This is a genomic window from Klebsiella sp. Sb-30, from assembly GCF_057652795.1.
Genome location: NZ_CM172749.1, coordinates 5360872 through 5383141, shown reverse-complemented (window position 1 = coordinate 5383141; position 22270 = coordinate 5360872). Strand labels below are relative to the sequence as shown.

Below are 22270 nucleotides of genomic sequence, written 5' to 3'. Positions count from 1 at the left end.
GACCCTGCATTGGCCGAAAAGCCCCTGCACAAAAGGGGTGACGCGTGAACCGCTATCTGCGGTATTTATCCGATGCGGATCGGTGGATCGCGATCAGGACCGGGGATCATAGCCTAAACTGAGAAAGATATCTTGTGTTTCTCAACAGATTCTTCCCGATTTATCCACAGGAAGGATCGAAGCCGGGTAAGTGTAATCGATCCGGAGAGGAGTGAGGCACGATTTCGCCCACATATTGGAAAATTTAATGAGCTATGCTGGTTTAGGGCCTAAACGATCTAACAAAGATCCTTTGCGATCCTTGCGCTTTACCCGTCAGGCCGTATAATCCTCCACCCGGCGCGTAATGCCCGTTTTCCGTTGCCTGTCGCAGGTCATTTTTTGTGCGACAAGGTGCGAGAAATAAGGAAAGAGAATTGACTCCGGAGTGTACAATTATTACAATCCGGCCTCTTTAATCACCATCGCTGCCGCGTAAGTCGTTCGAAGTTCGTTCGGGTATACGCAAAAGTCAGTGAAATTATTCAAGTTTAGGTAGAAACCGCCATGAAACGCACTTTTCAACCGTCTGTACTGAAGCGCAACCGTTCTCACGGCTTCCGTGCACGTATGGCTACTAAAAATGGTCGTCAGGTTCTGGCACGTCGTCGTGCTAAAAGCCGTGCTCGTCTGACCGTTTCCAAGTAATAAAGCTAACCCTGCGTGGTTAAGCTCGCATTTCCCAGGGAGTTACGTTTGTTAACTCCCAGTCATTTCACTTTCGTCTTCCAGCAGCCACAACGGGCTGGCACGCCGCAAATCACCATCCTCGGCCGCCTGAATTCGCTGGGGCATCCCCGCATCGGTCTTACCGTCGCCAAGAAAAACGTCAAACGCGCACATGAACGCAATCGGATTAAACGTCTGACGCGTGAAAGTTTTCGTTTGCGTCAACATGAACTCCCGCCAATGGATTTCGTGGTGGTGGCAAAGAAAGGGGTTGCTGACCTCGATAACCGTGCTCTCTCGGAAGCGTTGGAAAAATTATGGCGCCGCCATTGTCGCCTGGCTCCCGGGTCCTGATAGGCCTTATACGGGTCTATCAGCGCCTGATTAGTCCGCTACTCGGGCCGCATTGTCGTTTCACGCCAACCTGTTCAAGCTACGGAATTGAGGCATTGCGCAGGTTTGGAGTGATAAAAGGCAGTTGGTTGACAGTGAAACGCGTATTAAAATGCCACCCTTTACACCCTGGTGGTGACGATCCCGTCCCGCCTGGACCATTTGATACCAGAGAACACTAACGATGGATTCGCAACGCAATCTTCTTATCATCGCTTTGTTGTTCGTGTCTTTCATGATCTGGCAAGCCTGGGAGCAGGATAACAATCCTCAGGCTCAGCAACAGACCACGCAGACAACGACCACAGCAGCGGGTAGCGCCGCCGACCAGGGCGTACCGGCCAGTGGCCAGGGGAAACTGATTACGGTAAAAACCGATGTGCTTGAGCTGACCATCAACACCCGCGGTGGTGATGTGGAGCAAGCGCTGCTTCCGGCTTATCCGAAAGCACTGAAGTCGACTGAACCGTTCCAGTTACTGGAAACCACGCCACAGTTTATCTATCAGGCTCAAAGCGGCTTAACCGGTCGTGATGGCCCGGATAACCCGGCTAATGGAGCCCGCCCGCTGTATAACGTCGATAAAGATGCGTTTGTGCTGGCGGAAGGCCAGAACGAAATCGTCATTCCGCTGACGTATACCGATAAAGCAGGCAACGTCTTCACCAAAACCTTCACCCTGAAACGCGGTGATTATGCGGTGAACGTGGGTTATAACGTGCAGAACGTTGGCGAAAAACCGCTGGAGATTTCTACCTTCGGTCAGCTGAAACAGACTGCCAACCTGCCAACCGCCCGCGATACGCAAACCGGTGGCCTGTCTACGATGCACACCTTCCGTGGCGCCGCGTATTCAACGTCTGAATCGAAATACGAAAAATATAAATTCGATACCATCGTCGATAACGAAAACCTGAACGTCAGCACCAAAGACGGTTGGGTGGCGATGCTGCAGCAGTACTTCACCACCGCATGGGTTCCGCAAAACAGCGGTACCAACAACTTCTACACCGCCAACCTCGGCAACGGCGTTGTCGCCATCGGCTATAAATCGCAGCCGGTACTGGTGCAGCCGGGTCAAACCGACAAGCTGGAAAGCGTTCTGTGGGTCGGCCCGGCCATTCAGGACAAAATGGCAGCCGTCGCGCCGCACCTGGATCTGACCGTCGACTACGGCTGGCTGTGGTTCATCTCCCAACCGCTGTTTAAGCTGCTGAAATTCATCCACAGCTTCCTCGGCAACTGGGGCTTCTCGATCATCGTTATCACCTTTATCGTTCGTGGCATCATGTACCCGCTGACCAAAGCGCAGTACACCTCCATGGCGAAGATGCGCATGCTGCAGCCGAAGATTCAGGCAATGCGTGAGCGTCTGGGCGATGACAAACAGCGTCAAAGCCAGGAAATGATGGCCCTGTATAAAGCAGAAAAGGTCAACCCGCTGGGTGGCTGCTTCCCGCTGATTATTCAGATGCCAATCTTCCTTGCGCTGTACTACATGCTGAGCGCCTCGGTTGAACTGCGTCATGCGCCGTTTATCCTGTGGATCCACGACCTGTCAGCACAAGACCCGTACTACATCCTGCCGATCATCATGGGCGCGACGATGTTCTTCATTCAGAAGATGTCTCCGACCACCGTGACCGACCCGATGCAGCAGAAGATCATGACCTTTATGCCGGTCATCTTTACGGTGTTCTTCCTGTGGTTCCCGTCAGGTCTGGTGGTTTACTATATCGTCAGCAACCTGGTGACCATTATTCAGCAGCAGCTGATTTACCGTGGTCTCGAGAAGCGTGGTCTGCATAGCCGCGAGAAGAAAAAGAGCTGATACTCTGCTTAAACCGCAGTAGCATCAATGCCAGAGAAGGCGGTCAATAGACCGCCTTTTTTACATTTACATAGAGAGTCATCATGAGCCATAACGACACTATCGTCGCCCAGGCAACCCCACCGGGACGCGGTGGTGTGGGCATCCTGCGCATCTCCGGCCTCAAAGCACGCGACGTCGCGCAAGCGGTTCTCGGCAAGCTGCCAAAACCGCGCTACGCCGATTATCTGCCCTTTAAAGATACCGACGGCACGCCGCTGGATCAGGGTATTGCGCTATGGTTCCCCGGCCCAAACTCCTTTACCGGTGAAGATGTGCTGGAACTCCAGGGCCACGGCGGCCCGGTGATTCTGGATCTGCTCCTGAAACGAATCCTGACGCTGCCGGGCGTGCGTATCGCCAGGCCCGGGGAGTTCTCTGAACGCGCGTTTCTTAACGATAAGCTCGATCTCGCCCAGGCTGAAGCGATTGCTGACCTGATTGACGCCAGTTCCGAGCAGGCAGCACGCTCGGCGCTGAACTCGCTGCAGGGCGCCTTCTCTGCCCGGGTGAATCATCTGGTGGAAGCGCTGACCCATCTGCGTATCTATGTCGAAGCCGCTATTGACTTCCCGGATGAGGAAATCGATTTTCTTTCCGACGGTAAAATCGAAGCCCAGCTCAACGGCGTGATTGCCGATCTTGATGCCGTTCGCGCCGAGGCCCGCCAGGGCAGCCTGCTACGCGAAGGGATGAAAGTGGTGATCGCCGGTCGCCCGAACGCCGGGAAATCGAGCCTGCTGAACGCGCTGGCCGGGCGCGAAGCGGCGATCGTGACCGATATTGCCGGAACCACCCGCGATGTACTGCGCGAGCATATCCATATCGACGGCATGCCGCTGCATATCATCGATACCGCAGGACTCCGCGATGCCAATGATGAGGTTGAGCGCATTGGTATTGAACGTGCCTGGCAGGAAATCGAGCAGGCTGACCGGGTACTGTTCATGGTGGACGGTACGACCACCAGCGCCGTCGACCCGGCGGAAATCTGGCCAGACTTTATCGAGCGTTTACCGGCGAAACTGCCGATTACCGTGGTCCGAAACAAAGCTGACGTCACTGGCGAAACGTTGGGTATCAGTGAAGTGAATGGCCACTCACTGATTCGACTGTCGGCGCGAACCGGTGAGGGCGTAGATGTCCTGCGCAACCATCTCAAGCAGAGCATGGGCTTCGATACCAACATGGAAGGCGGTTTCCTCGCCCGTCGTCGTCACCTGCAGGCGCTGTCAGAAGCCGCCAGTCATCTCCAGCAGGGCAAAGCGCAGCTGCTTGGCGCCTGGGCCGGTGAACTACTGGCCGAAGAGCTACGGCTCTCGCAACAGGCGTTGAGCGAGATCACCGGCGAATTCACCTCTGATGACCTGCTGGGGCGCATTTTCTCCAGCTTCTGTATCGGTAAATAACGCATCATCAATATGCCTTGGTGAGCATGAACTAACCTGCATCAACTTAATGTTTATGCAGGTTTTTTATTTTCCTGGCAGGAGGTTTTTCCTTTCATCTCACGATCTCACCGACGCAAGGTTGCTTCCTACAACGTGGCATCATTAAATGTCATGAGCCTCCCACAGCAGGATACCGCCATGACTTCTGATTACGCCGTTATCGAGACCGTCCCGTCGGCAGAGGATTTTTGCCGTTTACGACGGATCTCCGGCATGTCACCGCGCCCGCTGGAGGGCGTGATAGCCGGATTGCCGCGCAGCTGCTACGGCGTCCATATTCTCTGGCAGGGAATTCCGGTTGGCATGGGTCGCATCGTCGGTGATGGCGCCGTGAATTTCGAGATAGTCGATGTCGCGGTCGATCCGGCGCACCAGGGAAAAGGGCTGGGTAGACTGATTATGGAGAATATTGTCCGCTGGCTGGATGCCAATGCCTTTCAGGGCGCGTATGTTTCTCTGGTTGCCGATGTCCCCGAGCTGTATGCGAAGTTTGGTTTTACTTCCGTGCGCCCGGCCAGCGATGGCATGGCCAAAGTCTGGTAGTTCATCGCAGAACGCAGCGAGGGTTTTTCCTCTCAGGAAATCATTGTTGTCCAAATGGCAACTCGTACTGCCGCGCAATAGCCATTACTCTGTACGCCTCTATTCTCGCGGGGGTTCTATGGCACGCTTTCTTATCTGCAGTTTTGCGCTGGTTTTACTCTATCCATCCGGCATCGATATGTATCTGGTTGGTTTGCCGCGTATTGCGCAGGACCTCGGCGCCAGCGAAGCACAGCTGCATATTGCATTCTCGGTTTACCTTGCGGGCATGGCCGCCGCGATGCTGTTTGCCGGCAGAGCCGCCGATAAATCCGGACGTAAGCCGGTCGCCATTTTCGGTTCGACGACATTTATTTTGGCCTCGCTGCTCTGCGCGCACGCGCAGAGCAGCGATCTCTTCCTGGTCGGGCGTTTTATTCAGGGCATCGGGGCGGGGAGCTGCTACGTCGTCGCCTTTGCCGTCCTGCGCGATACGCTCGACGATCGTCGTCGCGCCAGGGTGCTGTCGCTGTTAAATGGCATCACCTGCATTATCCCGGTCCTGGCTCCCGTTTTGGGCCACCTGATTATGCTGAAATACCCGTGGCAGAGCCTGTTCTACACCATGACCGGCATGGGGGTGATGGTCGGCCTGCTCTCGGTCTTTATGCTGCGGGAAACGCGGCCGGCAGCCCCTTCACCGACTCTTGCCGGGCAGAAAAATGCCACGGAATCACTGCTGAACCGCTTTTTCCTCAGCCGTATCGTCATTACTACCCTCAGCGTAACGGCGATCCTCACCTACGTTAACGTCTCCCCGGTATTGATGATGGAGGAGATGGGGTTCGATCGTGGACAATACTCGATGGCGATGGCCTTAATGGCGCTGGTCAGCATGACGGTGTCGTTCTCAACGCCCTTTGCGCTCACCCTGTTTAAACCGCGTACATTGATGCTGACGTCACAGGTGATGTTCTTTACGGCCGGGGCTTTGCTCTGCCTTGCCACCAGCCAGACGGTAACCATGCTGGGTCTGGCGCTCATTTGCGCAGGCTTCTCTGTGGGCTTTGGCGTTGCCATGAGCCAGGCCCTGGGGCCATTTACTCTGCGGGCTGGGGTTGCCAGTTCGGTACTGGGGATTGCTCAGGTTTGCGGCTCTTCACTGTGGATTTGGCTCGCTGCCATCATCGGGTTAAGTGCCATGAATATGCTGATCGGGATTCTCATTGCCTGTAGCATAGTGAGTATTGTTCTGATTCTGGCCGCTTCCTCTGTCCGGGCTGCGCAACATAATGAAGAAATCCCTGTCGAGTCTCGATCTTAATTTATTACTCTGTCTGCAGCTTCTGACCCAGGAGCTCAGCGTCACCCGCACGGCGAAGCGCATGAACGTTTCGCCGTCGGCGGTGAGTAAATCATTAGCTAAACTGCGCGCCTGGTTTGACGATCCGCTATTCGTCAAAACGCCGCTCGGTCTGTCGCCGACGCCATTGATGACCAGCATGGAGCAGGATCTGGCGGACTGGATGCAGATGGGCAATCAGATCCTCGATAAACCCCACCACATCATGCCGAGCGGTCTGAAGTTCGAACTGGCGGCGGAAACGCCGCTGCTGATGATTCTGTTTAATTCGCTGTCGCAGCAAATCTACCAGCGCTATCCCCAGGCGCTGATTCGCCTGCGCAACTGGGACTATGACTCGCTGGATGCGATCATTCGCGGTGAAGTCGATATCGGCTTTTGCGGACGTGAAACACATCCGCGTTCACGGGAGCAACTCAGCCAGCTGCCGTGGTATATCGATTTTGAAGTCCTGTTTACCGACCTGCCTCAGGTCTGGCTGCGCGCGGATCACCCGGCGCTCAACGAAGAGTGGAATCTGGAGACCTTTTTACGCTATCCGCATATCAATATCAGCTGGGAACAGAGTGATACCTGGGCGCTGGATGATGTTCTCCACGAGCTGGGGCATAAACGCACCGTTGCGTTAACCCTGCCGGGGTTTGAACAATCGCTGTTTATGGCCGCCCAGCCGAATCACACGATGCTGGCCACCGCGCCGCGTTATTGCCATCACTATAACCGGCAGCACCACCTGCCGCTGGTGTCGCGGCCGCTTCCGCTGGAGCCGCTATTGCTGGAAAAAACGCGGGTGCCCTTTACCCTGCTATGGCACAAACGCAACAGCGACAACCCGAAGATAGTCTGGCTCAGAGAAACGTTTAAGCGACTCTATGCGGACCCCCTCTGACGTGTTTTCTCCTGCCATCCCCGCCTGACTGCGCAAGAAATTGTAAAAATCGCGCAAATCCCTTTTCAAGGGGGGATTTCCGCATTAAAACCTATCAATACCAGGTGATAATAGACCCCCAACTTTTTCTCTGACCATTAATCACGGAGCGACGAATGGCAACGCATTTTGCAAGAGGGATACTCAGCACCAGGGAGCCGCTATCGACACGACTGTCCGCGGCCTGTCATCAATCCGCGCAGCGCCTGCCAGAATACCGACAGACCCGCTATCGCGCATCACGTTCGCTGCTCGCCGAACTGTTGTTTATGCTGTATGGCATTAGCGAGCTCCCCGAAATCATCAGCGAAGAGAACGGCAGACCCGTTTTTCGCGATCCCCACCTGCCGCGATTTTCCATTTCCTATGCCGGAAACATTGTCGGCGTGAGCCTGACGACGGAAGGCGATTGTGGGCTGGATATGGAGCTTCAGCACGCCTCGCGCGGCGTCCACCCGCTGCACGACGCCAACCGCTACGTGTTCAACAGCAATGAGAATTTATGGATTAACATCCAGCATGACCCTGACGAAGCGCGCGCCCAGCTGGTGGCGCTGCGCAGGAGCGTGCTGAAGTTGACCGGTGAAGCGCCCGTCCGTCTGCAGCTACTACCCGGCGCGGGGCGACTACGGACCACCAACATGCAACCTGTTGAAGCCCTGTGCGATGCGGAACCGATACTGGTCTGGTCGATTGCCGCCACGCCGGCCATCGGCCAGCTTAAAGTCTGGGAATACAATTGTCAGGAAGGCTGGCGTAGCCTGCCGGACGCACAGATGCGAGCGAAGGAGCCCTCTGCCCGTCTGATACGCTTTACCAGCCTGCCCACAGAAAAAGCACTCTCCCTCAACTGACCGGTCTGTCCGGCTATCATGATGCAAAGGAGCAATCATGTCTGATACGTTGAAAGTTGTTACGCTACTCGGAAGTCTGCGCAAGGGGTCTTTTAATGGCATGGTTGCGCGCACCCTGCCTGGCATTGCGCCGGCGGGCATGGAGATCTCCGCATTGCCATCGATTGGCGACATTCCGTTATATGACGCGGATATCCAGCAGGAAGACGGGTTTCCGCAAAGCGTGCAGGATATTGCACAACAGATTCGCGAAGCCGACGGCGTTGTTATCGTTACACCTGAATATAACTATTCCGTTCCCGGCGGCCTGAAAAACGCGATTGACTGGCTGTCGCGCCTGCCTGAACAACCGCTGTCCGGGAAACCGGTCCTGATTCAAACCAGCTCCATGGGCGCAATTGGCGGCGCACGCTGCCAGTATCACCTGCGTCAAATTCTGGTGTTCCTCGATGCGATGGTGATGAACAAGCCTGAGTTTATGGGCGGCGTGATTCAGAACAAGGTCGATCCGCAGTCGGGAGAGGTGGTCGATCAGAGCACACTCGACCATCTGAGTGGACAGCTGAGCGCCTTTGCCGAGTATATTCAGCGAGTGAAAGCGTAAAAAAAAGCCCGGCAGCGCTGCCGGGCTTTCTTATTATGCTCGACGCTTAGTGCGCGTCGATAAACACGATTTTCAGCACGAACAGCAGCGAGACGATAATCACGCACGGGCTGAGATCGCGCAGACGACCGGTACCAATCTTCATCACGCAGTAAGAGATAAAGCCTAACGCAATCCCTTCGGTAATTGAGAAGCTGAACGGCATCATCACGGCGGTCACAAAGGCCGGCACCGCTTCCGTCAGGTCGTCCCACTTCACGCGCGACAGGCTGGATGTCATCAGTACGCCCACATAGATCAGCGCACCTGCTGCGGCATACGCCGGCACCATGCCCGCCAGCGGCGACAGGAAGATAACCAGCAGGAACAGAATCCCCACGACCACCGCCGTCAGACCGGTACGCCCGCCCACGGAAACACCGGAGGAGGATTCGATATAGGCGGTCACAGAAGAGGTGCCGATAAAGGAACCGGCCACCGATGAGATACTGTCGACAAACAGCGCCTGTTTCATCCGCGGGAATTTGCCTTTTTCATCGGCCAGACCGGCTTTATCAGTCACGCCGATCAAGGTTCCGGAGGAGTCGAACAGGTTCACCAGCATAAAGGAGAAGATGATACCCGCCAGACCGAGATTAAATGAGCCAGCCAAATCAACATGGCCAATCACCGACGTAATGCTCGGCGGAGCGGAAACAATACCGGTGTAGTGGACATCACCCAGAATCCAGCCCAGCAGCGTCGTGACGATGATGGAGACCAGCACCGCAGCATGAATGTTACGGGAGGCGAGAATAGCGATAATAAAGAAGCCGAGAATCCCCAGCAGCACGCTGTGGGAGGTCAGGTTACCGATGCTCACCAGCGTGTCTTTGTTTGCGACAATCACGCCGGCATTTTTCAGCCCCATCATGCCGATAAACAACCCGATACCGCTGGTGATCCCCACCCGCAGGCTGACGGGAATATTGGCAATCATCCAGTAACGTACGCGGAAAATAGTCAGCAGCAGCAGACCAACGGCGCCCCAGAAGATAGCGCCCATCCCCACCTGCCACGGCAGCCCCATCGCCTGGACGACGACAAAGGCGAAGAAGGCATTCAGCCCCATTGCCGGCGCCAGCGCAACCGGCAGGTTAGCAAACAGCCCCATCAAAATACTACCGAAGGCGGCGATCAGACAGGTCGTCACAAAGACAGCGCTGGTATCCATACCCGCTACGCCAAGAATTTGTGGGTTAACGAAAACAATGTAGACCATTGTCAAAAAGGTGGTGAAACCTGCTATCGCTTCGGTACGTGCCGTCGTGCCGTGTTCACGTAGTTTGAATACGCGCTCCAGCAGACCCTGGCCAGAAGACTGGCTGGTTTGTTGTTGACTCATTATCGGTTTCCGAACAAAAGGAGGGAAAATTCGTCGCTATCCTATACCAAAATGCGACACCGGGGGCAGTTGTATGGTAATTTTTTTCATTGAATTTGCTTATACGGCAACGATTGCGTCTTGTGAATAGGCAGGACGAAAACGTTAACTTGTTAAAATGGAAACGGCATGTCCCAAATAGAAGCCCTGTTTTTCGACTGCGACGGCACGCTGGTCGACAGCGAAGTGATCTGTTCCCGCGCCTATGTTCACATGTTCAAAGCGTTCGGCATTACGCTGGATTTAGACGAGATTTTTAAGCGTTTCAAAGGCGTAAAGCTCTACGAAATCATTGATACCATCAACCAGGAGCACGGCGTTAATCTACAAAAACCAGAGCTCGAACCTCTCTACCGTGCCGAAGTCGCACGCCTGTTTGATTCTGAACTGGAAGCGATTGCCGGAGCGGAAACGCTGCTGGATACGATCAGCGTGCCGATGTGCGTGGTCTCTAACGGCCCGGTCAGTAAAATGCAGCACTCGCTGGGAAGAACCGGCATGTTGCGCCATTTTCCCGACCGACTGTACAGCGGTTACGATATTCAGCGCTGGAAACCCGATCCGGCACTGATGTTCCATGCAGCAAAGACGATGAACGTTAACGTCGAAAACTGCATTCTGGTGGATGATTCCAGTGCAGGCGCTCAGTCCGGGATTGAGGCAGGAATGGAGGTGTTTTACTTCTGCGCCGATCCGCACAACAAACCGATCGATCATCCAAAAGTGACGACCTTTACTGATTTGGCACAGCTGCCTGCGCTGTGGAAAGCCCGTGGATGGCATATTACGCGTTAATGAAAAAAGCCGGATAGCGCGAGCGCGTATCCGGCCTCCAGGATCCGGGGTTTTGTCGACCCGGTAAGCGTAGCGCCTGCGGGTATTTTACGGCGGATCACTCTTTCGGATCTTTACCCGCCAGCAGCTTATCCAGCTCGTCGCCGCCAACGTGGCGGAAATCCTGACCTTTGACGAAGTAGAAAATATATTCGCAAATATTCTGGCAGCGGTCGCCGATACGCTCGATTGAACGGGCGCAGAACAGCGCGGTCAGCACGCTTGGAATCGTACGTGAATCTTCCATCATATAGGTCATCAGCTGACGCACGATGCCCTCATATTCCTGATCCACCTTCTTATCTTCGCGATAGATACGCACCGCTTCGTCGAGATCCATGCGAGCGAAGGCATCCAGCACGTCATGCAGCATCTGCACGGTATGACGCCCCAGTGATTCCAGGCTCACCAGCAGCGGCTGGTGCTGCTGGGAGAACTTCTCCAGCGCGGTGCGGCAAATTTTATCCGCCACATCACCGATACGTTCCAGCTCGGCGATAGTCTTGATAATCGCCATGACTAAACGCAGATCGCTGGCGGTTGGCTGACGCTTGGCGATGATGCGCACGCAGGCTTCATCAATGGCCACTTCCATCATGTTGACCTGCTTATCGCCGTCAATCACGCGTTTTGCCAGATCGCTGTCCTGATTGTGCATCGCGGTAATCGCATCAGACAGCTGCTGTTCCACCAGCCCACCCATGGTCAACACCTGAGTGCGGATATACTCCAGTTCTGCATTGAACTGGCCAGAAATATGTTTGTTAAGATTTAGGTTGTCCATGGTGTCTCCTGAATGCCCAACGGGTTAGATCCTGTGAAAGCAGAAGGGCAATCAACCGTAGCGGCCAGTAATATAATCTTCAGTTTGTTTCTTCGCGGGCTTCGTAAACAGATCGTCCGTGTTACTGAATTCAATCAGCTCGCCAAGATACATAAATGCCGTATGGTCTGAACAACGCGCAGCCTGCTGCATGTTGTGGGTAACAATAACGACGGTGTAGTCCTGTTTCAGTTCGGTGATCAGCTCTTCAATGCGCCCGGTGGAGATCGGGTCCAGCGCTGAACACGGTTCATCCAGTAACAGCACTTCCGGACGAATCGCGATACCGCGCGCGATGCACAGACGCTGCTGCTGACCGCCGGAGAGAGAATATCCGCTCTGATGCAGTTTATCTTTGGTTTCGTTCCATAATGCGGCTTTGGTCAAGGCCCACTGCACGCGCTCATCCATATCGGCACGCGACAGCTTTTCAAACAGGCGAACGCCAAAGGCAATATTGTCATAAATCGACATCGGGAACGGCGTCGGCTTCTGGAAAACCATGCCGACTTTGGCACGCAGCAGAGCGATATCCTGAGTATTGGTCAGAATATTATCGCCATCCAGCAGGATTTCGCCTTCCGCGCGCTGCTCCGGGTAGAGCTCGAACATTTTGTTGAACGTCCGCAGCAGGGTCGATTTACCGCAGCCTGACGGGCCGATAAACGCCGTAACCTGGTTTTTGGTGATATCCAGGTTGATATTTTTCAGGGCATGGAATTTTCCGTAGTAGAAGTTCAGGTTACGAACTGAAAGTTTACCCGGGGTCGCATTCGCCATACTCATCAATCTCTTCCTCATTCGGCGCCGCATTTCGCCGCGCCGCAAAAATTAACCGTGTTTATTCTTCGCGAAAACCACGCGCGCCAGAATGTTCAGCAGCAATACGCACAGGGTGATAAGCAGTACCCCGGCCCATGCCAGTTGCTGCCACTCCGCGAACGGACTCATGGCAAATTTGAAAATAGTCACCGGCAGGTTGGCAATCGGCTGCATCATATCGGTGCTCCAGAACTGGTTGGAGAGCGCGGTGAACAGCAGCGGCGCCGTTTCCCCGGCGATACGCGCGATAGCCAGCAGGATCCCCGTCATGATGCCGGACACCGAGGCCTTCAGCGTGATCGCAGAAATCATTTTCCACTTCGGCGTGCCCAGCGCATAGGCCGCCTCACGCAGGCTGTCCGGCACCAGTTTCAGCATATTCTCGGTAGTACGAATCACGATAGGCACCTGCAGCAACGCCAGGGCGATAACCCCAGCCCAGCCGGAAAAGTGCTGCATCTGTGCAACCACGATGGTATAGACGAACAGACCCACGACGATGGATGGCGCGGAAAGCAGGATATCGTTAATAAACCGAATCACTTCCGCCAGCGCGGACTTACGCCCGTATTCCGCCAGATAGATACCCGCCATAATGCCCAGCGGCGTACCGAAAACCGTCGACCACAGGATCAGCAGGCCGCTGCCCGCCAGGGCATTCGCCAGACCACCGCCCGCGGTGTTCGGCGGCGGCGTCATTTCGGTAAACAGCGCCAGACTCATGCCATCGATACCGCGGGTAACGGTGGACATCAGGATCCAGATAAGCCAGAACAACCCGAAGACCATGGTTCCCATTGACAGGGTCAGGGCGATACGGTTTTTCAGCCGGCGTTTAGCCTGCATCTTACGACGGGATTCAGCCAGCTCGGTGCTGGTTTGCAATTCAATCGTGGCCATTAGCGCGCCCCCTCACTCTTCGCCAGACGCATCACCATAAACTTCGATGCGGCCAGAACAATAAAGGTAATCACAAACAGAATCAGCCCCAGCTCCATCAGCGCCGCCACGTGCAGCCCGGTTTCCGCTTCGGCAAACTCATTCGCCAGAGCGGAAGTAATACTGTTCCCCGGCATATACAGTGAAACGCTATCCAGCTGGTAAGTGTTGCCGATAATGAAGGTCACCGCCATGGTTTCCCCCAGCGCGCGCCCCAGACCGAGCATCACGCCGCCGATAACCCCGTTCTTGGTAAAGGGCAGGACGATACGCCAGATGACCTCCCAGGTCGTACAGCCGATACCGTAGGCCGACTCTTTCATCATCACCGGCGTTTGTTCAAACACATCGCGCATGACGGCGGCGATGTACGGAATAATCATGATGGCCAGAATGACGCCCGCCGCCAGAATACCGATACCAAATGCCGGACCGGCAAACAGCGCTCCCACAAACGGGATCGTCGACAGGACGTTGCCTACCGGTTCCTGGAAGTAGGTGGCAAACAGCGGAGCAAAGATAAACAGGCCCCACATGCCGTAAACGATACTCGGAATGGCCGCCAGCAGTTCAATGGCGATGCCAAGAGGACGTTTCAGCCAGGCAGGAGAGAGCTCCGTCAGGAACAGTGCGATACCAAAGCTCACCGGAACGGCGATCAGCAGCGCTATAAATGAGGTCACCAGCGTCCCGTATATCGGCACCAGCGCACCGAAAATTTCGTTGGGCGCATCCCACTCTTTGGTCCACAAAAAGGAAAAACCAAACTTCTGAATGCTTGGCCATGAAGAGATGATGAGGGAAACGATGATGCCGCCCAGCATCAATAGCACAATCAGCGCCGCCAGTTTGACCAGCACGCCGAAAATTATGTCACCCTTTTTCCCCGGAGGGTTAAATGCCGGCTTGGTTGCAGCCATAGATTACTCTTTCTGTTTGGGCCTGGAAGCGCGCATTTTACCGTGCCTCCAGGCTAACGTAATGCTATACCCTAAATAATTCGAGTTGCAGCAAGCGCAGCCAACGCAGCTGCGGCTCGAAGTATGACGGGTATTTAGTACAGCGCTTTACCGCTGCTGTCTTTCACGTTGGTTTTCCATGCAGCACGAACCTGCTCAACCACGCTTTCCGGCAGCGTTGCGTAATCCAGCGCGTTGGCTTCTTTACTGCCATTTTTGTACGCCCAATCGAAGAACTTCAGCACTTCAGCAGTCTGTTCTGGCTTGTTCGTAGCTTTGTGTACCAGGATAAAGGTGGTTGAGGTGATCGGCCATGCATTCTCACCCTTCTGGTTAGTCAGATCCTGTGCGAAGGATTTGCTCCAGTCGATACCTTTAGCCGCGTTAGCGAAGTTATCTTCCGTCGGGCTGACCGGCTTGCCATCTGCGGAAAGCAGTTTGGTGTAAGCCAGGTTGTTCTGCTTCGCATAGGCGTATTCTACGTAGCCAATGGAGCCCGGCAGACGTTGAACGAAAGCGGCGATGCCGTCGTTACCTTTACCGCCCAGACCGGTCGGCCAGTTAACGGTAGAACCCGCGCCAATCTTAGATTTCCACTCTTCGTTCACTTTCGCCAGGTAGCTGGTGAACACGAAGGAAGTGCCGGAACCATCGGCGCGACGAACCACGGCGATATTCTGAGACGGCAGCTTCATACCCGGGTTGAGTTTAGCGATCGCTTCGTCATCCCACTTTTTAATTTTGCCCAGGTAGATATCACCCAGAGTTTTACCGTCCAGAACCAGCTCACCCGACTTCACGCCAGGCAGGTTGATTGCCAGAACCACACCGCCGATAACGGTCGGGAACTGGAACAGGCCTTCCTGAGCCAGTTTGTCATCAGCCAGAGGAGCATCAGAAGCACCGAAATCAACGGTGTTAGCAATAATTTGTTTGACACCACCGGAAGAGCCAATGCCCTGGTAGTTCACTTTATTGCCGGTTTCTTTCTGATAGGTATCAGCCCATTTGGCATACACCGGTGCAGGGAAAGTTGCGCCCGCGCCAGTCAGGCTTGCAGCTGCAAATGCAGAGAAAGCGCTCATCGATAAGGTCGCGGCGACAACTGTTGCGACGGTGGTACGCATAACGTTCATAATGTCTCCTGCTGGATTCGTAAATCGTTGTTTCGAGGCTATGGTGAGCAAAATAGGACAAAGAGGTGACAGTAAAATGTACGAATTATTACAGTTTTATGACACCCAAAAAGATAGCGGACTGGAGAAAATAAAAACAATATAAATCATAATGTTAATTATTTAAGTGACCGTAAGATTGCAGAAAAATTTTCTTTTTATGACACTTAAAATCGTAGTCGAAGATGACGGTTTGTCATAAACCCGCGCAGCAGCATTTTTCAGCAGAGCGCTGAAAAACAATCGCGGGAAATAAAAAAGGGCCGCCGGATGGCAGCCCTTTGTCTGATGCGTGTTGGCTTATTCTACGGTGACCGATTTTGCCAGGTTACGCGGCTGGTCAACGTCAGTGCCTTTAATCAGCGCAACGTGATAGGCCAGCAGCTGCAGTGGCACGGTGTAGAAGATCGGCGCAATGACCTCTTCAACATGCGGCATTTCAATAATGTGCATATTGTCGCTGCTGCTAAAACCCGCCTCGCCATCGGCGAAGACATACAGCTGGCCGCCACGCGCGCGAACTTCTTCAATGTTGGATTTCAGCTTCTCCAGCAATTCGTTATTCGGCGCCACGACGATCACCGGCATTTCGGCGTCAATCAGGGCCAGAGGGCCGTGCTTCAGCTCACCGGCCGCGTAGGCTTCCGCGTGGATATAAGAGATCTCTTTGAGCTTCAACGCCCCTTCCAGCGCGATCGGATACTGATCGCCACGGCCAAGGAACAGCGCATGGTGCTTATCGGAGAAGTTCTCGGCCAGCGCCTCAATACGCTTATCCTGCGACAGCATCTGCTCAATACGGTTCGGCAACGCCTGCAGCCCATGAACGATATCATGCTCAACGGCGGCATCCAGACCTTTAAGGCGCGCCAGTTTTGCCACCAGCAGCAGCAATACGGTCAGCTGAGTGGTAAAGGCTTTGGTCGAGGCCACGCCGATCTCAGTGCCCGCTTTGGTCATCAGAGCCAAATCGGACTCGCGGACCAGAGAAGAACTCGCCACGTTACAAATAGCCAGCGATCCGAGGTAGCCCAGCTCTTTTGACAGACGCAGCGCGGCCAGCGTATCCGCGGTCTCACCGGACTGGGAAAGCGTGATCATCAGACTGTTGCGACGCACCGCCGATTTGCGATAGCGGAATTCAGAGGCGATTTCAACATCGCACGGCACGCCCGCCAGCGCTTCAAACCAGTAGCGAGAAACCATGCCGGAGTTATACGAAGTGCCACAGGCTACGATCTGGATATGTTCAACCTGAGACAGCATTTCGTTAGCATGCGTGCCCAGCTCGCTGAGATCCACTTCGCCATGGCTGATGCGCCCGGAGAGGGTGTTTTTGATCGCATTCGGCTGTTCGTAAATCTCTTTTTGCATGTAGTGGCGGTAAGTGCCTTTGTCGCCTGCGTCGTACTGCAGATTAGATTCGATCTCCTGACGTTTCACCTGCGCGCCTTTGGTATCAAATACGGTCACATTGCGGCGAGTCACTTCCGCGATATCGCCTTCTTCCAGGAAGATAAAGCGACGGGTAACCGGCAGCAGAGCCAGCTGATCGGAGGCAATAAAGTTTTCCCCCATACCCAGACCGATAACCATCGGGCTACCGGAACGCGCTGCCAGCAGCGTGGACGGATCGCGGGAATCCATGATCACCGTACCGTAGGCACCGCGAAGCTGAGGAATGGCTCGCAGTACCGCTTCACGCAGCGTGCCGCCCTGCTCCAGCTCCCAGTGCACCAGGTGAGCAATCACTTCGGTGTCAGTTTCAGAGACGAAGGTGTAACCGCGCGCTTTCAGCTCTTCGCGCAGCGGCTCGTGGTTTTCGATGATGCCGTTATGGACCACCACAATGTGTTCAGAAACATGCGGATGCGCGTTACCTTCAGACGGCTCACCGTGCGTTGCCCAGCGGGTATGGGCAATCCCCGTACCACCGTGTAACGGGTGTTCTTCTACCGCCTGAGCCAGCATCTGGACTTTACCGAGACGACGAACGCGGGACATATGCCCTGCGTTATCAACCACTGCCAGACCGGCAGAGTCATATCCACGGTATTCCAGACGACGTAGACCTTCGAGAAGGATTTCAGCAATATCACGCTGCGCGACTGCGCCAACAATTCCACACATAGTTAAATTTCCTGATAATGGCGTTATGCCATGCGTTGTCGCTGACCTGTATTTGCCCGCGTTACGGGCGCCCCGAGCCTTGTAGAGAGTGGGGTTATTTTTATGGTACTGCCTGCGGACGGGGACCTATATTGCTCCTCTCATCCTGGTTCGCCGGGCGGTTTCCCCCCGGCGATAAGCCAAAAATTACTTCTTCTTCACCGGACGCTGCCAGCCCTGTTTATGGACCTGCGGCACACGGCTTAAAACCAGTTCGTTGTCGGCGATATCGCGCGTGACCGTCGTACCGGCGGCAATCGTGACGCCTTTACCCACGGTCACCGGCGCCACCAGCTGAGTGTCGGAACCGACAAACACATCATCGCCGATAATGGTTTTGAATTTATTTGCGCCATCGTAGTTACAGGTAATGGTACCGGCGCCGATGTTCACGTTGTCGCCGATTTCCGCATCGCCGAGGTAGGAGAGATGCCCTGCCTTCGAACCTTTACCCAGTCGCGCTTTTTTCATTTCTACGAAGTTGCCGACATGCGCACCTTCCAGCAGTTCGGCGCCTGGACGCAGACGTGCGAACGGCCCGATGGTGCAGGCGGCCTGCAGATGAGCATCTTCCACCACCGAGTACGGGCTGATCTCACAATCATCGCCAATGGTGCTGTTCTTGATCACGCAGCCGGCGCCGATCTTCACGCGCTCACCCAGAACCACGTTGCCTTCGAGGATAACGTTAGTATCAATCTCCACATCACGCCCATGTTTCAGGGTACCACGGAGATCAAAACGCGCAGGATCGCGCAGCATCACGCCCGCCAGCAGCAGTTTTTCCGCCTGCTCGGCTTGATAAACGCGCTCCAGACGCGACAGCTGCAGGCGGTTGTTTACCCCTTCAACTTCGCTTAAGCGCTGCGGATGAACGGCAACGATTTCACGCCCTTCCTGATACGCCATGGCGATAATATCGGTGATGTAGTATTCGCCCTGCACATTGTTGTTCGTCAGCTTCGCCAGCCAGCGTTTTAAATCCGCCCCACCAGCGATCAAAATACCGGTGTTAATTTCCTGAATCTGACGCTGCGCATCGCTGGCATCTTTATGCTCCACGATGCCGGTTACCTGACCGTTTTCACGCGTAATGCGACCATATCCGCTCGGATCGTCCAGCTTTACCGTCAGCAGGCCAATGCCGCCCTGCGGCTTCGCCGCGCGCAGGCGTTGTAGCGTATCAACGGAAATCAGCGGAACATCGCCGTACAGCATCATGATGTCTTCATCATCATGGAAGAACGGCGCCGCCTGTTGCATGGCATGGCCGGTACCGAGCTGTTCAGCTTGTAAGACCCAGTTAAGATTATCTTCATGCAGCGTCTGGCGCAGCAAATCGCCACCGTGCCCGTACACCAGATGTACGGCCGAAGCACCGAGATCTTTAGTCGCATCAATAACATGTTGCACCATTGGCTTCCCGGCCAGGGAGTGCAGCACCTTAGGAAGATCGGAATACATGCGGGTCCCTTTGCCTGCGGCAAGGATAACCACGCTCATCGCACTGTTTGACATACGCATCCTGACAACAATTAGAACGAAAAGTAAAAGCCTTTCACGTTGAAATATCTACATATTTTTCATCATGAAACGAGACGAGGATAAAACGCTCAGGCTCAACGATATACACCATTTTATGGTGCTATTTTTCACCGCTGTAAATGAGTTTATCTCCTGAAAAAGCGCATAAGGGAGATAAATCCCTGCTATCCCACTGCTTTTCCTGTTTTTTTGACACCTGAATAAAGCAAATCAATAAAATAAAACATAGTTTCAATATTCATTAATTGTGACGCATCAAATAGAAACGCCATTTCATTATTATGATAATACTGCTCAATAATTACCCAGGAGACAAAAATGAATAAAAAAATACCTTTGGCATTAGCCCTTTGCAGCACAATTATCGCATTACCGCTGCAGGCTGACGAGCAGCATGTCTGGCGAGGCATCGCTTTTGGTCAATCAACTGACGTGAATTTTTCCTCCAACGTGCTGCCGGAAAAGATCGGCGTTAACGACGTAACGATAGCAGGCAAAAAACTGGCTCCGCAGGATACTGCCAACCTCCAGGCCCCCATCACCATTGAGAGCCGCGGCGGAAAAATAGCCAACTCGCACGACGGTTTGACCTTCTTTTATACCGAACTACCGGCCCGACAGAATTTCATCCTGCAGGCCACGGTGACGGTGGATCAATTTGGTCCAGAAAATGGCGCCCTTCCGGCTGCACAGGAGGGCGCCGGGCTGCTGGTACGCGATATCATCGGCCATCCGCGGCAGCAGCCTTTGGTGGTTGGCTACGAAGAGTTTCCGGCGGCATCCAATATGGTCATGAACGCGATTATGACCCAGGATAAAAAAGATCGCTCGCACGTCAAACTCCAGGCCATCACCCGGGAAGGGATCGCGCAACCGTGGGGAAACGCAGGTTCGACTATCAACCGGCTGAGTTATAAAGAGAATATCGATCTTAAACAGACACCGGACTTCCAGCTCAGACTCGAACGAACCAACGAAGGATTTGTAACATCATGGGCGCCAGTCGGCAGCGATAAGTGGGTGAGCCAAAAAGTGCCTCATGCCGATCTGATCACCCAACAGGATAAAGATAGCTACTACGTTGGCTTTTTTGCCTCTCGTAACGCCAAAATCACCGTCAGCCATGCATCTCTGGTGACATCCCCGGCGAATACCGTTGCTTCACAGCCCTATGTTGCCAAAACCTGGCCGGTTGTGATGCAAATCGCCTCAGGCGCAGTAAGCCAGAGCGCAGATTACGTATTGCAGGCCCGGGCCAGTGGCGACGGTAACTTCACGGTTCGTCAGGATGAGGTGACGATTGGGATGAATAAAAAGGTCAAGGCCGGTGAGATGTTTACTCAAGCCGCGACGCTCAAAGAGAAAAGTACCTTTGAGATTGTTTTTACACCCACCAGCAGCCAAAAACCCATCACACAAAGCCTGACGGTTGAACGCAGCCGCCGCATTGAAGGGTGTACGCTACATGTCTCCCCTGAGGGGCTGTCTGACGCGAAAGGGACGCTTGATTCTCCGCTCGATCTCTCCACCGCGGTCGATTTGTTGCCTCCGGGCGGAAAGATTATCTTAGCCGCCGGGGATTATCCGCAAACGGTGATTCCGCTACAGGCCAGCGGGCTCAGAGAAAAGGTAAAAACGCTGCAGGCCGACGACAAGGCGGTTATTCATGGCCTGCTGCTGGATGCAAGCTACTGGCATATCAAGGGTATCTCAATAACAGACAAGAGCCTGCGCATACAGGGCAGCCATAACCTGATCGAGAACGTCACCGCCTACAAAAACGAGGATACCGGGATCCAGATCTCCTCCCCGGACAAAACCGATCGCCCGCTATGGGCCAGCTACAACCGGGTCGTGAACTCAGAATCCTACGGCAATGAGGATCCCGGTAAGATTAACGCCGATGGTTTCGCCGTAAAAATGCGGGTAGGGGAAGGTAATCGCCTGGAAGGCTGCTACTCACACGACAATATCGATGACGGATTCGACCTGTTTAACAAAATCGAAGACGGTGCCAATGGCGTTGTGGTGATCGAGAATTCAATTGCCCGCAATAACACCAGTAACGGTTTTAAACTCGGTGGGGAAGGGCAGCCGGTTGCCCACGAAATACGTAACAGCATTGCTATCGGTAACCATCTGGACGGGTTCACTGATAATTTCAATCCCGGCAAGCTGGTGGTGGTCAATAACGTCGCGGTAGATAACCAGCGCTTTAACTATCTCTTCCGCCCCAGCCCATACGGTAAGCCAGAGACTCAAGGCAACTTCAGCGACAATCTGTCGCTGCGCAGCCAGCCCGGAAAATATGATGATGCCGTTGTCGGGAATATTGAAGATAACAACTACTTTATTCGCGGGGGAAAAAGCGTCAATGCAGAGGGGAAAACCATTCTGAGCACCGATTATCAAACCCTGGCGCTACCGGATCCGCTGCTGCGTCATGCCGATGGCAGTTTTGCTACCGGAGACTTTCTCAACCGTAGATAGCAATATCCGGCTGAGAAAAACACAAAGGCCGCCCTCGGGCGACCTTTTTTGTTCTGCTTCGCACCGCAGGTGTTGTCGTTTTCGTTAGCGGTACAGCGCAAATGCAGAGAGGCTGGCGACTTAGTGATTGAAGGTACCGAAAGTGACGTTCATAGCACTGAAGAAAGCGATGATTTTGTTAAGCAGTTTCATGATGACTTCCTGGATAAAGAATGTGTTCTGGTAAATTTGTTTTGTGATTTACATCACAAAAACAAGTCTACGCTTCATTTTTTAACCGATCAACAAAAATGAGACGCTCATCACAAAAAAATTAAAATGCCATTTTAGTTTTGATAAATTTGAAACGAAGCCATAAAAAAAGCCAGCCTGGAAACCAGACTGGCTTTTTAACTTTC

21 protein-coding genes are annotated in these 22270 nt (G+C 54.0%); 13 read left to right on the top strand and 8 right to left on the bottom strand.

Annotated elements, in window-relative coordinates:
- Positions 1–247: 247 nt before the first annotated feature.
- The 11 genes from AC236I_RS25150 (at position 248) to AC236I_RS25100 (ending at position 8693) form a co-directional block, all read left to right on the top strand.
- A complete protein-coding gene (locus tag AC236I_RS25150) occupies positions 248–328 on the top strand; it encodes a hypothetical protein (protein WP_418325380.1) in 81 nt (26 codons plus the stop codon).
- Positions 329–546: 218 nt separating this feature from the next.
- Positions 547–687, top strand: a complete 141-nt coding sequence (gene rpmH / locus AC236I_RS25145) for a 50S ribosomal protein L34 (RefSeq protein ID WP_004871828.1) — start codon at positions 547–549, stop codon at positions 685–687.
- A gap of 15 nt (positions 688–702) precedes the next feature.
- A complete protein-coding gene (gene rnpA, locus AC236I_RS25140) occupies positions 703–1062 on the top strand; it encodes a ribonuclease P protein component (protein WP_049264554.1) in 360 nt (119 codons plus the stop codon).
- Positions 1026–1283 (top strand): membrane protein insertion efficiency factor YidD, encoded by a 258-nt coding sequence (gene yidD, locus AC236I_RS25135; RefSeq protein WP_015585463.1) that lies wholly within the window; start codon positions 1026–1028, stop codon positions 1281–1283. The genes rnpA and yidD overlap by 37 nt, the downstream gene beginning before the upstream one ends.
- Positions 1284–1285: 2 nt before the next feature.
- On the top strand, positions 1286–2932 hold the full coding sequence (yidC, locus tag AC236I_RS25130; protein WP_004869180.1) for a membrane protein insertase YidC: 1647 nt from the start codon (positions 1286–1288) through the stop codon (positions 2930–2932).
- A gap of 83 nt (positions 2933–3015) precedes the next feature.
- Positions 3016–4380, top strand: coding sequence for a tRNA uridine-5-carboxymethylaminomethyl(34) synthesis GTPase MnmE (gene mnmE / locus AC236I_RS25125; RefSeq protein ID WP_004869182.1), 1365 nt, complete (start codon positions 3016–3018; stop codon positions 4378–4380).
- A gap of 180 nt (positions 4381–4560) precedes the next feature.
- The gene (locus tag AC236I_RS25120) at positions 4561–4965 is read left to right on the top strand and encodes a GNAT family N-acetyltransferase (protein WP_004869184.1); all 405 of its coding nucleotides are present in this window, start codon (positions 4561–4563) and stop codon (positions 4963–4965) included.
- A gap of 118 nt (positions 4966–5083) precedes the next feature.
- Positions 5084–6268: an MFS transporter gene (locus AC236I_RS25115; RefSeq protein ID WP_015585461.1), complete on the top strand. Its 1185-nt coding sequence runs from the start codon at positions 5084–5086 to the stop codon at positions 6266–6268.
- Positions 6237–7196: an HTH-type transcriptional regulator YidZ gene (gene yidZ, locus AC236I_RS25110; protein WP_004869189.1), complete on the top strand. Its 960-nt coding sequence runs from the start codon at positions 6237–6239 to the stop codon at positions 7194–7196. Before AC236I_RS25115 ends, yidZ begins: the two co-directional genes overlap by 32 nt.
- Before the next feature lie 308 nt (positions 7197–7504).
- Positions 7505–8089, top strand: coding sequence for a 4'-phosphopantetheinyl transferase family protein (locus tag AC236I_RS25105; protein ID WP_463666837.1), 585 nt, complete (start codon positions 7505–7507; stop codon positions 8087–8089).
- 37 nt (positions 8090–8126) lie between these two features.
- The gene (locus AC236I_RS25100) at positions 8127–8693 is read left to right on the top strand and encodes an NADPH-dependent FMN reductase (RefSeq protein ID WP_004869193.1); all 567 of its coding nucleotides are present in this window, start codon (positions 8127–8129) and stop codon (positions 8691–8693) included.
- Between the two features lie 46 nt (positions 8694–8739).
- On the opposite strand, the gene AC236I_RS25095 is transcribed toward AC236I_RS25100, so the two are convergent.
- Complete coding sequence (locus AC236I_RS25095; protein ID WP_004869195.1) at positions 8740–10077, bottom strand: NCS2 family permease; 1338 nt, start codon at positions 10075–10077, stop codon at positions 8740–8742.
- Positions 10078–10245: 168 nt separating this feature from the next.
- Here AC236I_RS25095 and yieH point away from each other — a divergent pair, with 168 nt between their 5' ends.
- Positions 10246–10911: a 6-phosphogluconate phosphatase gene (gene yieH, locus AC236I_RS25090; protein ID WP_100662850.1), complete on the top strand. Its 666-nt coding sequence runs from the start codon at positions 10246–10248 to the stop codon at positions 10909–10911.
- 97 nt (positions 10912–11008) lie between these two features.
- Here the strand turns inward: yieH and phoU are convergent, their stop codons facing one another.
- The 7 genes from phoU to glmU form a co-directional block, all read right to left on the bottom strand.
- Complete coding sequence (phoU, locus tag AC236I_RS25085) at positions 11009–11734, bottom strand: phosphate signaling complex protein PhoU (RefSeq protein ID WP_004869199.1); 726 nt, start codon at positions 11732–11734, stop codon at positions 11009–11011.
- A gap of 51 nt (positions 11735–11785) precedes the next feature.
- Entirely contained in the window at positions 11786–12559 is a 774-nt protein-coding gene (gene pstB / locus AC236I_RS25080; RefSeq protein ID WP_004869200.1) for a phosphate ABC transporter ATP-binding protein PstB, read from the bottom strand.
- Between the two features lie 45 nt (positions 12560–12604).
- A complete protein-coding gene (gene pstA / locus AC236I_RS25075; protein WP_004869202.1) occupies positions 12605–13495 on the bottom strand; it encodes a phosphate ABC transporter permease PstA in 891 nt (296 codons plus the stop codon).
- Positions 13495–14454 carry a phosphate ABC transporter permease PstC gene (gene pstC / locus AC236I_RS25070; RefSeq protein ID WP_004869204.1) on the bottom strand — a complete coding sequence of 320 codons (960 nt, stop codon included), beginning with the start codon at positions 14452–14454 and terminating at the stop codon, positions 13495–13497. The genes pstA and pstC overlap by 1 nt, the downstream gene beginning before the upstream one ends.
- 134 nt (positions 14455–14588) lie before the next feature.
- Entirely contained in the window at positions 14589–15629 is a 1041-nt protein-coding gene (gene pstS / locus AC236I_RS25065) for a phosphate ABC transporter substrate-binding protein PstS (RefSeq protein WP_004869206.1), read from the bottom strand.
- Between the two features lie 339 nt (positions 15630–15968).
- Positions 15969–17798, bottom strand: coding sequence for a glutamine--fructose-6-phosphate transaminase (isomerizing) (gene glmS / locus AC236I_RS25060; RefSeq protein ID WP_004869213.1), 1830 nt, complete (start codon positions 17796–17798; stop codon positions 15969–15971).
- Between the two features lie 186 nt (positions 17799–17984).
- Positions 17985–19355 carry a bifunctional UDP-N-acetylglucosamine diphosphorylase/glucosamine-1-phosphate N-acetyltransferase GlmU gene (glmU, locus tag AC236I_RS25055; protein WP_004869214.1) on the bottom strand — a complete coding sequence of 457 codons (1371 nt, stop codon included), beginning with the start codon at positions 19353–19355 and terminating at the stop codon, positions 17985–17987.
- Positions 19356–19700: 345 nt separating this feature from the next.
- Here glmU and AC236I_RS25050 point away from each other — a divergent pair, with 345 nt between their 5' ends.
- Positions 19701–21872, top strand: coding sequence for a right-handed parallel beta-helix repeat-containing protein (locus tag AC236I_RS25050; RefSeq protein ID WP_487608660.1), 2172 nt, complete (start codon positions 19701–19703; stop codon positions 21870–21872).
- Positions 21873–22270 lie beyond the last annotated feature (398 nt).